Source organism: Streptomyces sp. NPDC015346 (assembly GCF_043078785.1).
GTDB lineage: Bacteria > Actinomycetota > Actinomycetes > Streptomycetales > Streptomycetaceae > Streptomyces.
In genome coordinates this window covers 39,375-51,594 of the sequence record NZ_JBIBTW010000015.1, presented here as the reverse complement: position 1 = coordinate 51,594, position 12,220 = coordinate 39,375, and the positions used below count along the sequence as shown (strand labels likewise).

13 protein-coding genes and 1 pseudogene are annotated in these 12,220 nt (G+C 68.2%); 5 read left to right on the top strand and 9 right to left on the bottom strand.

The window, feature by feature from the left end; translation table 11 throughout:
• Nucleotides 1-45 precede the first annotated feature (45 nt).
• The 4 genes from ACF06X_RS34085 to ACF06X_RS34070 form a co-directional block, all read right to left on the bottom strand.
• Nucleotides 46-582 carry an SMI1/KNR4 family protein gene (locus ACF06X_RS34085; RefSeq protein ID WP_392291206.1) on the bottom strand — a complete coding sequence of 179 codons (537 nt, stop codon included), beginning with the start codon at nucleotides 580-582 and terminating at the stop codon, nucleotides 46-48.
• Nucleotides 583-731: 149 nt separating this feature from the next.
• Nucleotides 732-974 carry a hypothetical protein gene (locus ACF06X_RS34080; protein WP_392291205.1) on the bottom strand — a complete coding sequence of 81 codons (243 nt, stop codon included), beginning with the start codon at nucleotides 972-974 and terminating at the stop codon, nucleotides 732-734.
• Between the two features lie 429 nt (nucleotides 975-1,403).
• Nucleotides 1,404-1,826 (bottom strand): DUF6415 family natural product biosynthesis protein, encoded by a 423-nt coding sequence (locus tag ACF06X_RS34075; protein WP_392291204.1) that lies wholly within the window; start codon nucleotides 1,824-1,826, stop codon nucleotides 1,404-1,406.
• Nucleotides 1,823-2,221, bottom strand: a complete 399-nt coding sequence (locus ACF06X_RS34070) for a hypothetical protein (RefSeq protein ID WP_392291203.1) — start codon at nucleotides 2,219-2,221, stop codon at nucleotides 1,823-1,825. The genes ACF06X_RS34075 and ACF06X_RS34070 overlap by 4 nt, the downstream gene beginning before the upstream one ends.
• 161 nt (nucleotides 2,222-2,382) lie before the next feature.
• On the opposite strand from ACF06X_RS34070, the gene ACF06X_RS34065 reads away from it, so the two are divergent.
• The 3 genes and pseudogenes from ACF06X_RS34065 (at nucleotide 2,383) to ACF06X_RS34055 (ending at nucleotide 4,178) form a co-directional block, all read left to right on the top strand.
• Complete coding sequence (locus tag ACF06X_RS34065; RefSeq protein ID WP_392291202.1) at nucleotides 2,383-3,045, top strand: hypothetical protein; 663 nt, start codon at nucleotides 2,383-2,385, stop codon at nucleotides 3,043-3,045.
• A complete protein-coding gene (locus ACF06X_RS34060; RefSeq protein ID WP_392291201.1) occupies nucleotides 3,045-3,653 on the top strand; it encodes a hypothetical protein in 609 nt (202 codons plus the stop codon). The genes ACF06X_RS34065 and ACF06X_RS34060 overlap by 1 nt, the downstream gene beginning before the upstream one ends.
• Nucleotides 3,638-4,178: pseudogene (locus tag ACF06X_RS34055) on the top strand (GNAT family N-acetyltransferase). Before ACF06X_RS34060 ends, ACF06X_RS34055 begins: the two are co-directional and overlap by 16 nt.
• A 180-nt stretch (nucleotides 4,179-4,358) precedes the next feature.
• On the opposite strand, the gene ACF06X_RS34050 reads toward ACF06X_RS34055, so the two are convergent.
• The 4 genes from ACF06X_RS34050 to ACF06X_RS34035 all read right to left on the bottom strand — a co-directional run bounded on the left by ACF06X_RS34050 (nucleotide 4,359) and on the right by ACF06X_RS34035 (nucleotide 9,933).
• Nucleotides 4,359-5,048: a recombinase family protein gene (locus tag ACF06X_RS34050; RefSeq protein ID WP_392291200.1), complete on the bottom strand. Its 690-nt coding sequence runs from the start codon at nucleotides 5,046-5,048 to the stop codon at nucleotides 4,359-4,361.
• Nucleotides 5,049-5,183: 135 nt separating this feature from the next.
• Complete coding sequence (gene fxsT / locus ACF06X_RS34045; RefSeq protein WP_392291199.1) at nucleotides 5,184-7,343, bottom strand: FxSxx-COOH system tetratricopeptide repeat protein; 2,160 nt, start codon at nucleotides 7,341-7,343, stop codon at nucleotides 5,184-5,186.
• Nucleotides 7,344-7,507: 164 nt separating this feature from the next.
• Nucleotides 7,508-8,047, bottom strand: coding sequence for a hypothetical protein (locus ACF06X_RS34040; RefSeq protein ID WP_392291198.1), 540 nt, complete (start codon nucleotides 8,045-8,047; stop codon nucleotides 7,508-7,510).
• 425 nt (nucleotides 8,048-8,472) lie between these two features.
• A complete protein-coding gene (locus ACF06X_RS34035; RefSeq protein ID WP_392291197.1) occupies nucleotides 8,473-9,933 on the bottom strand; it encodes a hypothetical protein in 1,461 nt (486 codons plus the stop codon).
• A gap of 366 nt (nucleotides 9,934-10,299) precedes the next feature.
• Here ACF06X_RS34035 and ACF06X_RS34030 point away from each other — a divergent pair, with 366 nt between their 5' ends.
• Both ACF06X_RS34030 and ACF06X_RS34025 read left to right on the top strand, forming a co-directional pair.
• Entirely contained in the window at nucleotides 10,300-10,536 is a 237-nt protein-coding gene (locus ACF06X_RS34030) for a hypothetical protein (RefSeq protein ID WP_392291196.1), read from the top strand.
• A gap of 607 nt (nucleotides 10,537-11,143) precedes the next feature.
• On the top strand, nucleotides 11,144-11,776 hold the full coding sequence (locus ACF06X_RS34025) for a hypothetical protein (RefSeq protein ID WP_392291195.1): 633 nt from the start codon (nucleotides 11,144-11,146) through the stop codon (nucleotides 11,774-11,776).
• Between the two features lie 152 nt (nucleotides 11,777-11,928).
• On the opposite strand, the gene ACF06X_RS34020 is transcribed toward ACF06X_RS34025, so the two are convergent.
• Entirely contained in the window at nucleotides 11,929-12,135 is a 207-nt protein-coding gene (locus tag ACF06X_RS34020) for a hypothetical protein (RefSeq protein ID WP_392291194.1), read from the bottom strand.
• Between the last annotated feature and the right edge of the window lie 85 nt (nucleotides 12,136-12,220).

The following is a 12,220-nucleotide window of genomic DNA, read 5'->3' as shown; positions in this document are numbered from 1 at the left end:
AACAGCAGCCTGACCACCAGACCTGGCAAACCTTGCCGGGCACAGCTACATGTCGAAGGGTGCGTAGCGGGCGTCGCCTCCGGGCCAGGCGCGGTCCATGAACGGCGCCCGGTCGAGGCCGTCGAAGCAGCGCATCAGGTAGTCGGTGAAGGTGCCGCTGGTGCGGTACCACTCCGCGCACTCGCTGCCGACAATGATCTCCCAGTTGCCCGGATCCGGGTCGCCGGCCAGGAAGTAGTACTCGCTGCTGTGCTCGTCATACCCCCAGCGGATGAGCCCACCAGGGTCGGGGTGGAAGGGGAAGGGGTAGAGATCCTCCGACCCTCTCCGTGCATCGCGCCAGCCCTCCAGGGACCAGAAGTCCTCGAGTTCGGCAGGGGTCATGAGACCAGTCGGCCGGTCGAGGTGTAGGTACCCGCCGAGGGTTCCGGGCCCGTACACATCCATGAAGGTCTTGTAGTCCGAGGGCAGCGTGACACCGAGGTGCTGTTCGGAGGCCTCCCAGACCTCTCCCCGCGGCCAGCCCCACGCCTCCTCCGGCTCACCGAGCAGTGCCTGCAGGCGTTCCAATGGCGATGGCATGTCTTCCCTCGTCCCCGATATGTGACTGGCCGGGAATATCATCAGGCCTCACTCTGACAATGCAGAGGAGCCCAGCGTCCTCAACCCGGCGAACCTTCCCGGTCACAGCACTAGGGGCGAACCTCGATGGTTACGGCGCGGCTGCTGGGTCAATCGGCCAGGGCGAAGCTGGCCATGCACTCGCCACACATGATCTTGCGTCGCTGCACGGAGACCCGGATCACGGTCGGCGTCTCGCACTGGCAGACCGCCTTGGCGTAGTTGCGGTCCTCTTTCTCCGGGCGGGGCGGTGCCTCCTCACCCTCCTCGCCCTCGTCGCCGGCCTCGGTCGTACCGCTGCTCGTCTTGGTCTTTCCTCCACCGCCGGTGCCGATGAGGAGGTAGGAGGGCAACCGGGTGGCCCGGATGGCCTCGGATCGAGCAGTGGATCAGGACCAACATCGCGTGCGGCCCGACCAGGTTTAACACGGCTCTGGCCCACGACGGCTCCACCGGGAAACGTGACCCGGTGGAGCCGGATGAGCCGGTGCGACGGGGGAGACACACGGGCCCTGCTCGAAGTGTGGCACGGCCGGCCCGCGTACGTGCGAAGGAACGCGGACCGGCCCACGGGGCGCACCGTCCTGTCAAGGTGCCGCCATCGACGGTACGAGGAACGGGTGCTGTTCGCCCGAGCTGATCCGCCGTTGGTGTGCCCGGAGAGTCGACCGGCGGCGGCCGTACCGTTAAGAGCAGCGGATCCGCCTTTCGGGGACAGACAGCAGGCGGGCCCCGGATGCTGCGCGCCGGCCCCGTATGGGCGGAGCGGGCAGGCAGCGGTCTCAGGGACCCGATACGGGGTAGGCCAGGGCGGCGAGGGTACGGTCGAGTGCCCTGTGCAGTGCCTGCACGAGCCGGGCCCGGGACTGCGCCTGCTTCAGCGCGTCGCCCAAGCGGATCGCGGGCGCCTGAAGCCGCCGGACAGCCTCGGCGATCGTGATCCCGGCCCGCGTGTGTACGGCCGTAGGCAACTCCGGGTCCCTCGGCAGGCGCCCCAGGGTCGCTCGGAGCTCGCGGACCAGGAGCTCGGCGTAGCCGGAAAGCTGGAGGGCAGCCTGTTCGATGTCGCCCGGGGGCGGAACGGTGCCATCGCACCGCCCCCAGCCAAGCACGGTGGCGGCAAGTTGCTCGTTGAGCTTACGGTCGAGCGGAAGGCCGTCATCCCAGGAACCGGTGGCGTCGTGGACGGCGCTGCCATACGTCATCCGTTCACTTCCGTCAGGACGGCGTCGAGCATCGGCTCGACGGTGGCGACAGACACCCCGTGGCGGCGCAGGAAGCGCTGTTCGGCCTGCCATACCGACCAGGTGAATCCGATGTGCCCCAGCGCCGGGACGATGACGACGCGGATCTGGCCCCGCTCGGCAATCTGCCGGAGGCGGTCCCAGCCCTGGCGGGACTGCGGCGCCTGCGTCAGCAGACAGTCGTCAGCGATCACGCCGTCGTCCACGATCGTCCAGCCGTGGCCGGCGGCGAGGGCGGCCGCGGCCGCGAGCATCCCCCGCGCAACGTCAGGGTCGGGATCGCACGCGTACAGGGCGACCTGCGTGGCGGTGTCGCGGCGTGCAAAGCCGGGCGGGTTCGGATCGATGTCGGGCACGGGTTCGCCTCCCGATAGCGGTGTGTCGGCGTCACGTCCAGACAACCGCCTCCCGGCTTGCAAGGTGCATATCGAAGTGGACTCCACTGCTCGCGAGTTACGTAGCGAATTGACTCTTCCTTGACCTTCGCGGCGGTGCCGCTCCCCTCTACCGTGAGGGGATGGCCCATGTGCGGAATGAGGTGTTCATCGCCTGGATGGCGAGGAATGACTGGACGGCGCTCGAACTCGCCAAGGCGCTGAACGCGGTCATCCGCGATGTCACGCAGAAGACCTCGGTGCGCGGTGAGCTGTCCGAGGTGACGGTGCGTAAGTGGCGCTCGGGCGAGACGACGTGGCCGCAGGCCAAGGCGAGGATGGCTCTGGAGCAGGTCAGCGGGCGCTCGGCAGCGGACTTAGGGTTCGTTCCGCCCGACCGCCGCAAGAGCCGTGCTGCCCCGGAGGACCCATTGCGCCGCCGTACCTTCTTCACCGTCGCGTCCGCCGCCGGCGCGGTCGTCCTGTCCGGCGCCGCTCCGTCCGTCGGCAGTGGCGATGTCCTGCGCCTGAGGCAGCAGCTCGACACAGTCAACGCTCTCGACGATCAGCGCGGCGGCCACGACCGGTCGAGAAGGCCGCGCTCGCCGGCGCGCAGGAGGCCATCGCTCTTCAGGGGCGGGCAGCCACCCAGCGCACCAGGCAGAGGCTGTTCGCGCTCGCCGCCGACTTCACCGCCACCGCGGCCTGGTCGTGTGTTGATGCCCGTGAGCGCTCTCGGGCCCGCCAGCACCTGGACCGGGCTCTGTACCTGGCCGGTCTCGCGCAGGACCCGGCCCTCACCCTGATGGTGTGGAACTCCGTGTCGATGCTCGCCCACCAACAGGGCGACCACGCCGAGGCGCTCGCCGCGGGCCAGGCCGCCAAGGCCACGGCGGCTACCCGGCGAGATCCGCTGCACGCGAGCCTCGCGCACGCCCGTACCTCGATCGCCCACGCGCACCTGAACGAAGGCCGCAGCGCCCTGCGCGCGCTCGACCTCGCCGCCGCCTCACTCGCCAGGGCAGACCTGAACCTGCCCCGGCCGAGCTGGATCGCGTTCTACGGGGCAGCCGAACTCTTCGCGCTCACCGCCGTCGTCCGCGACCGTCTCGGCGACGCAGCCGAGGCAGAGGCCGCCTCCTTCCGGGCCCTGGCCGTGCTGCCCGACACCTTCCGCCGCAACCGGGCCCTGGCCACCACTCGACTGGCGCTTGCCCAGCTCCACCAGGGCGACATCGAGCATGCCACCGCCACCACCGGGCGGGTCTTCGACGAGATGTGTGGAGCCCCGCTGCCCGGTCGCATGCGCTCGCTGCTCGGCGACTTCCACCGTGGCCTGATCACCCTCGCCCCCGGCTCAGCTATCACGCTGCAATGGGCCGATCGCTACCGCAACGAATGGAGCCGCCCGTGACCCCCGCCTACACCTTCCGCCGCTACGGACTGGACCAGGCAGCCGAGATCCGCCAGATACTCCTCGACGTCCACGCCGACGCCTACGCCACCGAGACCGACGACTTCCACGACCAGAAGCGGTTCGCCTGGTTCGTCGACCACTGGAGCGGCCTGCCCGGCTTCGACTGCGTCATCGCCTACGACGGCGAGGAGCCCGCCGGCTACGCCTACGGCGCCCCCGCCGTCGACGGACGGGAATGGTGGCGCGACTACCTTTCCCCCGCCCCCGCAGACACCGCGACGTTCTCCCTGTCCGAACTGATGGTCCGCCCGAAGTGGCGCGCGACCGGCCTGTCCGCCCAGCTGCACACTGAGCTCGTCGACCACCGCCCCGAACCCCTGGCCGTCCTCCTCGTCGACATCACCCACCCCCGCGTCCAGGCCCCTCTACGAGAGCTGGGGCTACCGCAAGATCGGCGAACGCCAGCCCTTCGCCGACTCCCCCGTATACGCGGTGATGCTCCGCGGCCTGGCCGAGGCGTAACACTCTCTCCTCCCGTCCAGGCCGCATGACGTCAGCACGTGGCCCGCGCCGGCCCACGATCGGGCGGAACTTCCACCTCCCCAACCGAGCGCGCTCGCGATGCCCAGAACCGATTCGCCAAGGGTTTCAACCACCTTGGGGTGCCGGTAAGAACGCTGTCACCAGCCGCGAACGGCTGGTCTACTCCGACGACTTCGCAGGTCGGGGCAGTTCGGCTGCGGCCGTCGCCTCGGCGAGCGCGACCCGCCCGCCCTTCAGCTCGGGCACGTACTTGTAGATCGTGTTCCTGCTGACGCCCAGGAGCTTCGCGATGGACGTGACGGTGTTCCCCGGGCGGGTGAGCAGGTCCCGGGCGTGACGTACCTGTTCCTCGGTCATGGCCGGCGGACGGCCCAGCCGGGCGCCGCGGGCGCGGGCGGCGTCCAGACCCTCGTTGGTTCCCTGCACGATGAGTTCCCGGATGAACTCCGCGAGCGCGGCGAACACGTGGAACACCAGACGCCCGCCCGGTGTGGTGGTGTCGAGCGCCTCGTGCAGCGAGGTGAAGCCGACGCCGCGCTTGCGCAGGCCGGAGACGATCGCGATGAGGTCCTGGATGGAGCGGCCGAGCCGGTCCAGGGAGGGGACGACGAGGGCGTCTCCTTCGCGGAGGTAGTCGAGCGCCTTCCATAGCTCCTCGCGCTCGGCGTTCTTGCCGGACTTCTTGTCGGCGAAGATCCGGATGCAGCCCGCTTCGGTGAGTGCGTGGATCTGCCGGTCGAGCAACCGTCCCTTCGTCGATACGCGGGCGTACCCCACGAGGGCGCCAGTCCGTCCGGCGGGAACCGGGGCGAGGAGATCGGCGGTGTCGTCGGCGGAACGTGTCTGCACCCGCGAGATCGTACAGAAAACGGTGGGGTTCCAGTTCTTGAGCACGCCGACTTTCTGACACCGTTTTACGAGCACGATCCGGCGCCGGTTGGGCCGCGAACCCCAGCTAATTGATCTTGCTCATCAATTGGTCGATTAATGAGCGGTCGCGTTTCCTGCCTTGCCACGACAGCGGACGAGATTGCTCCGCGTTAGGAGGGTCTCGGGATGGTTCGGGCCCAGCACCCGCTCTCTGTCGGCCAGCAACTTGATGTAGGCAGCGACAGCACTGGCCACGTCCCCTGCCGTCTCCTGCGAGTAGGCAAGATCATGCCGTACGGCCAGAACTGCGGGGTGGTCTAGGTTCATCCTGTTCAGTGCGTGCTCCAGGAGCTCAGTGAGGGCGGTGACTGCGCCGGCCACGTCCCCCGTCTCCAGCTGCGCGACGGCAAGCTGGTGCCGAATCGTCAGGGTGTCGCGGTGGTCCGGTCCCAGGACCTGCAACGCGTGCTGGAATAGCTCGGTGTAGGCGGTGACTGCACCTTCTTTGTCCCCTGCCTCCCCTTGACAGTAGGCAAGATCGCACCGGACGGTCAGGGCAAAGTGGTGGTCCGGTCCCAGAAGCCGCAGCACGTGCTCCAGCAGTTTGGTGAGAGTGGTGACCGCGCCAGCCATGTCCCCCGCTTGCCCTTGCCACCAGGCGAGGCTCTTCCGGGTGGCAAGGGTGGGGGAGGCATCTAGGCCCTGCACCCGCTCTCGATCAGCCAGCAACTCGGCGTAGACGGTGGCAGCGGCGGCCGCCTCCCCAGCCTCTCCCCTCGCGTGAGCAAGACCTCCTCGGGCAGTGAGGACTGCGGGGTGATCCGGGCCCAGGACCCGCTGCATGTGCTCTATCAGTTCGGTGTAGGCGGTGACCGCGCCGGCCACGTCGCCCGCCTCCTGCCGCCAGCAGGCAAGATCGCGTCTGGCGATCAAGGTGTCGGAATGGTCCGGTCCGAGGTGTTCGCTGGTGGCGTCTACCAGATACTCGAAGTACTCAACAGCGGCGGCGACTTGGCCGCTGTCGCCCAGACTTATCCCGGAGCGCTGGAGCACCCGGTGGCCGTCCGGTTGCCACAGGACTGCGTCGCGCGAGTTGCGTATGAGAGCGTCGGCATTGGTTCGCAAGGCCTGGGCGAGAGCGGTGTCGCGTTCGGTCTCGGGCCAGGCGGCCATGAGGGCATCGGCGGCGGTGCGGGCGTACTGGTCTCGCTGGTCGGGGGTGAGGGTGTCGCGGGTAGCCCGCTGGATGAGCTGGTGGACACGGACGGCCTGGTGGGGGGTGCCCGGTCTGTGATCGATGAGGCTGAGTCGGTCCAGGGCGCGCAGGGCGCGTACCGCGTCTAGGCGGGAGACGGGGGCCGGTTCCGCGGTGGGGCTGGGGCCGGTTGTGGTGCGGTGTGCGGCGAGGTGAGCGCGGGCCACCTCGCCGGTCAGCACGTCCTGGGGAATGCCGTTGGCGTCGAGCACGGCGGCCAGGTGGAGCATGGGGCGGGCCAGGCCGACGGGGCGCAGCGTGTCGGCGCGGGCGATGGTCAGGGACCAGGCGGCGGCGAGGGCAACGGCCTGCTCGTCGGGCAGTGCGTCGGGGGCGAGGTCGGTGAGTTTGGTGGCGCGGTCGGTCAGCAGGTCGCGGTAGGCGGCAGCAGTCTCACCGGAGTCAATGATGTAGGCGGCGGCCTGCGCTAGGGCTAGGGCCAGGTAGCCGAGATCGGCGGCCAGCGCAGTGAGCTGGTCGACGGGCTCGGCTCGGCCGCGCACGGCCAGGGACGCGGTGAGGTAGGCGACGGCTTCGTCTGCGGTGAACAGGCCGACCTCGACCAGGCGGCGGCCATCACCGGTCAGGGCGGCGTCGCGGCGGCGGGTGGTGACCAGGGTCCGGCCGTGCGGGCTGGTGGGCGGCCACCAGCCGCGCATATCGGCAGGATCCGCGACGTCGTCCAGTACGACCAGCCACCGGCACGGCTTCTGGCCGGCTTTGGGCTCCAGCCAGGCCACGAACGCCCGTGCGGACTGTTCAGGGTCGCTGGGGTCGGCGGCCAGGACCTCTACGCCGGCCTGCGCGTAGCCTGCCGTGATTGCCGAGCGGCTGCTGGCGCTGATCCACACCAGTACGTCGACCCCGCCGCTGTCCCAGGCGGTGCGGGCGTAGTCGGCAGCCAGCTGGGTCTTGCCGACCCCGCCGGTCCCGGTCAGTACCTGGCTGAGCACCGCGGTACCCCCGCTGTCGACCGCCGTCCGCAGCTGGTCGACCTCGGCCCGGTGCTGGAAGGACAAGGCGCGGAGTGGGAGCACGCCGACTTGGTGCGGCCAGGCGGCCGGTGTGCGGGGCGGGGCGTGGTGGTGGACTTGCTCGGCGTAGCCGACGGCGATGCTGCCGTGGTCGGCGAAGATGCCGCTGACGGTGTGAGTCGGCGCGGCCGAGGCGGTACCGGGTGCGCTCAGTCCTGGTGCGGACCCGGCCAGGAAGGGTTTCCCAGCGTCACATTCCCCATGCTCACAGCCGCAGCGGACCCGTGCTCGGCCCGGACGTTCACGTCTCCGCCCACGGCCAGACCGCTGTGGCCGACCGACACGCTGCCTTGGGTGGTCTGTTGGGCCAGCAGGTTGCGCAGCTCGTCCGCGACCCGGGCCCGCTCGACGTCCTCAAGACTTTCCAGCAGAGCCTCGACCCGACCCTGCCACGCCGCTTCCTGACGGATACGCACCCGCTCCACCTCGGCCGGCCGAGCCGCCTCCAACTCGCCCGCAGTCTGATCGAGGCGCTCCAGCTCGGCGTGCTCGCGCTGCGGATTTCCCCGGCCGAACCAACGGGCCACCTGCTGGCGTACCCCTGTCCATGCGTCTGTGCCTGCGGCCTGCACCACCGCAGTGCCTCCCGCCGCAGCCAGCGCAGCCATTGCCTCCGACAGCATCCTCGCCCTTCCCCCTGAAAAATCAGCCCGGAACTGGAGCACACACCACACCAGTGCCTTCACCACGTCACTCCATCAGACACGTGCCGCCGTTGTCCCTAGTTCCGTCAAGAGAGCGGCCGTGGCGCGGGGACCGGGCACCGTACCTGGGGTGAGATTCAGCCGGGCGTCCATGTCGAGGTTCACCTCCCCGTACGGGCGGACGTGAGACCAGAACAGCGGGGTCAGGCCGCGCCGGTCGGCGGGTGCGAGGAGGTCGCCCACTCCGGTTCGCCGAGGACGTCCTGGAGCATCAGGGTGTTCCCGGGGCCTCACCCCGCGCAGCTGCACGCCCCCGGACTCACCCACTCGGGTGACACCCTCGCAAGATCACCGCCGTTTGCGGCTGGTGACAGCGTTCTTACCGGCACCCCACCTTGTGCGGGTTCTAACGGTCGCAGCGTCAGAACAAACCGCCAGGGGAGAAATCTTCCATATCGGACACTGGGCGTTCAGGGCTGCGCCTGCTTCAGCAGTCCCTTGACGGACACTTCCGAGTTGACGGAGACGAAGCCGAGGCCGTATCTCTCGGCCTCTCTCTCCATTTCGTCCTCGTCCAGGCCTTCATATATGTCGTAGATCGATTGCCCCTTCCTCTCTTTCTTGAAGTTGAACGAGGAGATGTGGGCATTTAGCCCCTCTTCCGGCGACCAGAAAGCCGCCACATACCGCGGCTTACGTGTCACGTTGATCAAGTTGTTGTTGTAGCGCACCCTGCCGTGATGTATGACGTGCTCACCACAGTCGTCAGGTGGGCAGTAATATCTCCCTTCCGACTCAAACCAGGAGAGTTTTTCGTAAAAGAATTCATCGTCGAGCTTCCCGCTGTCCTGCCTCAGGAAGGAGAATTGAAGAACGGCGTCCAGCGTCTCGTACTTGGTACCCTTGGGGAGCGTGATCACCTTCTCCATCTTGAACTCTTCCCCGGAGTCCAGTGTCGACCCAGGGCCCTGGAACTGCCCGGATGCAATTATCTCATCTTCGACTTTAGTCTCGAAGACCTCTGCCTCCGGGGTCCACCACCCGCCCTCCTCATCGCCTTTCCATTCCTTCATCCCCTCGCCTGACTCGGAGAACTCGGCCAAGCGCCCCCAGACCGTGTAGTCGTCGGTGACGATGTAGACCGGAATTCCTCCGGTGTTCTTCGCGTAGAGTTTAAGGGGGACGTGAATATAGGGTGAATCCGCGTCTGTCTGCGGTGCCCCAAATTCCGCTTTCAGGACGAAGTGCCGAGGGGCGGCAATGGGTTGATAGAGAATCGAATAACCGAGGCTGATAGCTGTCAAGAGCGCCGTGACGGTAACCCCTGCCGCGAACTTCCTGGGGTGCGGTATCCCTCTCCACACCTTTTCGTGGATGAGGGTACTGAGGGCCCAGAGTGACCAAAGCCACAAGGCAAAAAAGAGCAGGACAGTGGCTATGAATTCTCGTTCCTGCAGCCACAGGAAGAGGAGAAGGGTCGTGGTGGCCAGCGCCATGAGCACGCCGAGAAGGACCAGTGCTCCGGACAGCCGGACCTGCCGACGGCCCCAGTGGTCGACGACCGCAGGCAACGCGATGCCCTGAACTGCGCCTGCCAACAGGAACAGAACACCGACCAGACGTTGCGCGAAGGTCAGTGCTCCCAGGGCGTCCGCCCAACCGATGACAGCGTGCAGAGCCAGCGAGCCGAGCAGCCCCACGAGCATCAGGACGATGACCAGACGCCGTCTCCAGCCCCTGTCGTCGGGCCAGACGCTGCTGTCACCGCCGCGCCAGTAGACGCGCGAGCGATCGTCGAGGTCCATGTCGTCTGGGTAGCCGAGGCGGCGGAGCATCTTCCGCAACTCGCGGAGGGACCAGGCAGTGCCCACCATCTTGCCGTGGATGGTGATCCGGCGCAGACCGCGCCGGTCAGGTGGCTCGACGACCACCCATGGTCGTATGCCCATGGGACCAGGCTCGGCGTCCCACCCGCCATGCGCACGCGGAGCTGCTGCGTTCGACTGAATCAGAGGTCCGGGCGACGACCCTCACCTCCCCTGCGCCGTCCCGAGACCGTGACGTAGACCTGCTCGGCGGCGAGGAGGGAGCGGGACCCCGGCGCCCTCACGGGGCTGAGCTGCTACTCCGCCGGAATCCGCCGCGCCAGGTCCGCGGCGAGCTGGCCGGCCGCCCGGCCGCGGGGGGTCACGTCCAGCGTCTCCAGCAGCCTCAGGTAGCCCTGCCCGCCGGCGGCCGTCAGGACTGTGATCCCACCCCCGTCCGGCGCGTAGCGGGCAGGCTTCTACGATCAGCGGGTGGAACGCACGGGAAGCCTGAAGAAGGACGCCAAAGAGCTCGGCAGCGGGTGGGCCGTATGGCTGGGCGCAACGTGGCTCACTGCCGACGATCTGCACAACCGGAACCTCCAGGAAACCGTCTCGATGATCCTGTGGTGCCTCGTGACGGCAGCCCTAGCCTGGACCCACATCCGGTTCCTGGCCCGACTAGCCAAGGCAGCCCGGCAGCGCTTCGGGCGTGCCGCGGCCCGGTAGATCACGCTATACCCAGCCCTCAGGAAGCCGCTGAGGGGCCGCGTCGCGCGAGATCGAGGGTCACGGGGACGATCTGCACGGCCGAGACGCCGGCCCGCGCCTCGTAGGCCGCCTTGTAGTCCTCGGCGGCGGCCGGGCATCAACTCCACCGCGATCGTCCGGGCGGCACGCGGGCACTGGAGAGGCGCCCACCCGACGGCACCCTTCCGGCGCTGACGGCATGGGCAAAGAAGTGGGAGGAGGAACTCGGCAGGCCCATCTCCCTGGGCGTCTTCGAGTCCAGCGGTCCCTTCGATGCCACCGTCCTCGGACGGGCCCTGTCCTCCCACTTCGAGGAGACAAGTGGATCATCCACCACCCGGACAGGCCCATGACCCGGCAGACCCCAAGGCCCCGGGTTCCAGGGCGGATTCCAGGGGTCGTCGCAACACAGAGTCGGTGTGATCTTGCGCGGGCAGTCTAGACAGTGCGGCGGGGTCTGGCATGGCAGCCGTCTAGGGGAACCGTCGCTCCTGGAACGTTTCTTCGTGGTCGGGGCCCGTTTCCAAGAGGCGGCGGCGCCGTTGATCACGATGCAAACCGCCCAGTCGATCAAGAGGGCTACTCCATGAAGATCCGCACCACAGCCGTCTCCGTCCTGGTGGCGGCCTCTGCCCTGGCCGCGCTCGCTCCGTCCCAGGCGTTCGCCGCTCCCCAGGCCCCGCCGTGCACGAAGAAGAACATCGCCTACCTCGACGCGCAGAACGATCACGAGGACGCCGAGGCCAAGGTCACGGCAGCGGAACAGGCGCTCGACCGGGCCCGGGCCGACCGGGCGAAGGTTGACCGCCTCGGCGAATCCGGCGACCGGCTGTACCAGGTGTTGAAGCTGGGTGACGGCCTCAGGGAGAAGCGGCCCCTCGACGCCGTCGTCGCTGATGAGCTGATCGAGCTCGGTAAGGCCGTCGGGAAGCATGACCCGGTTGCCAGTGCGGATGCCGCGGTGAAGTTGGCCGACGCAACGGAGAAGGAGATCAAGGCTGACGGGGCGCAGGACACTGTTGGCGGAGAGGCTGCAGCGGATGTCATCAAGACGCTGCGTTCCCGCGCCGAGGAGGCGCGTTCCGCCACCGAGGCGCCGAACGTCGAGGCCCGGCAGGCCGACCTCGACGCCGCACGGACCGAGATGACGAAGGCGGCCAAGGCGGTGCGCCCGGCGCGCGACGCCTACCGCAACTGCCTGGACAAGCTCGTCAACTGAGCACACCGCACCAGGAGCGATAGGCCCTGGTCAGGCTGTCAGCAACTCGGCGAGGCGCTCGGCTGGGGTTTCCCAGCCGAGCGTCTTGCGTGGTCGGCTATGTGAATGCGCTCGTCCTCACGCAGGTACCTCGTGGACGAGGGCACGGGCTCCTACTCCGCCAGAGCAGGAGCCCGCCGCCGCTTCGGGTCGGTCCGGCCGTTGCGCCATTCCCGACCTGTCCGCTCATGAACGCCGACGCGTCGGCTTGCCTCTCGGTTGGTCAGCCCCATCTGCACGAGCCGGAAGTATTCCTCCCGCTCACGCTCGAGCTTCACAGGCCCCTGAGCCGTACGGACCTTACGGATCTCGAAGTCCATCGCACCCCTTGAGCTGGGGTGTTGCAACGACCACTAGAACCGAAGCAGGACCTCCTGGCGCTGGAACCGCCGACCCGCCACGGCC

What these genes read in the sequence shown, in the direction of transcription:
- ACF06X_RS34085 (WP_392291206.1), bottom strand. Translation starts at nt 582, where the DNA reads ATGCCATCGCCATTGGAACGCCTGCAGGCACTGCTCGGTGAGCCGGAG.
- ACF06X_RS34075 (WP_392291204.1), bottom strand. Translation starts at nt 1,826, where the DNA reads ATGACGTATGGCAGCGCCGTCCACGACGCCACCGGTTCCTGGGATGAC.
- ACF06X_RS34065 (WP_392291202.1), top strand. Translation starts at nt 2,383, where the DNA reads ATGGCCCATGTGCGGAATGAGGTGTTCATCGCCTGGATGGCGAGGAAT.
- ACF06X_RS34060 (WP_392291201.1), top strand. Translation starts at nt 3,045, where the DNA reads ATGGTGTGGAACTCCGTGTCGATGCTCGCCCACCAACAGGGCGACCAC.
- ACF06X_RS34025 (WP_392291195.1), top strand. Translation starts at nt 11,144, where the DNA reads ATGAAGATCCGCACCACAGCCGTCTCCGTCCTGGTGGCGGCCTCTGCC.
- ACF06X_RS34020 (WP_392291194.1), bottom strand. Translation starts at nt 12,135, where the DNA reads ATGGACTTCGAGATCCGTAAGGTCCGTACGGCTCAGGGGCCTGTGAAG.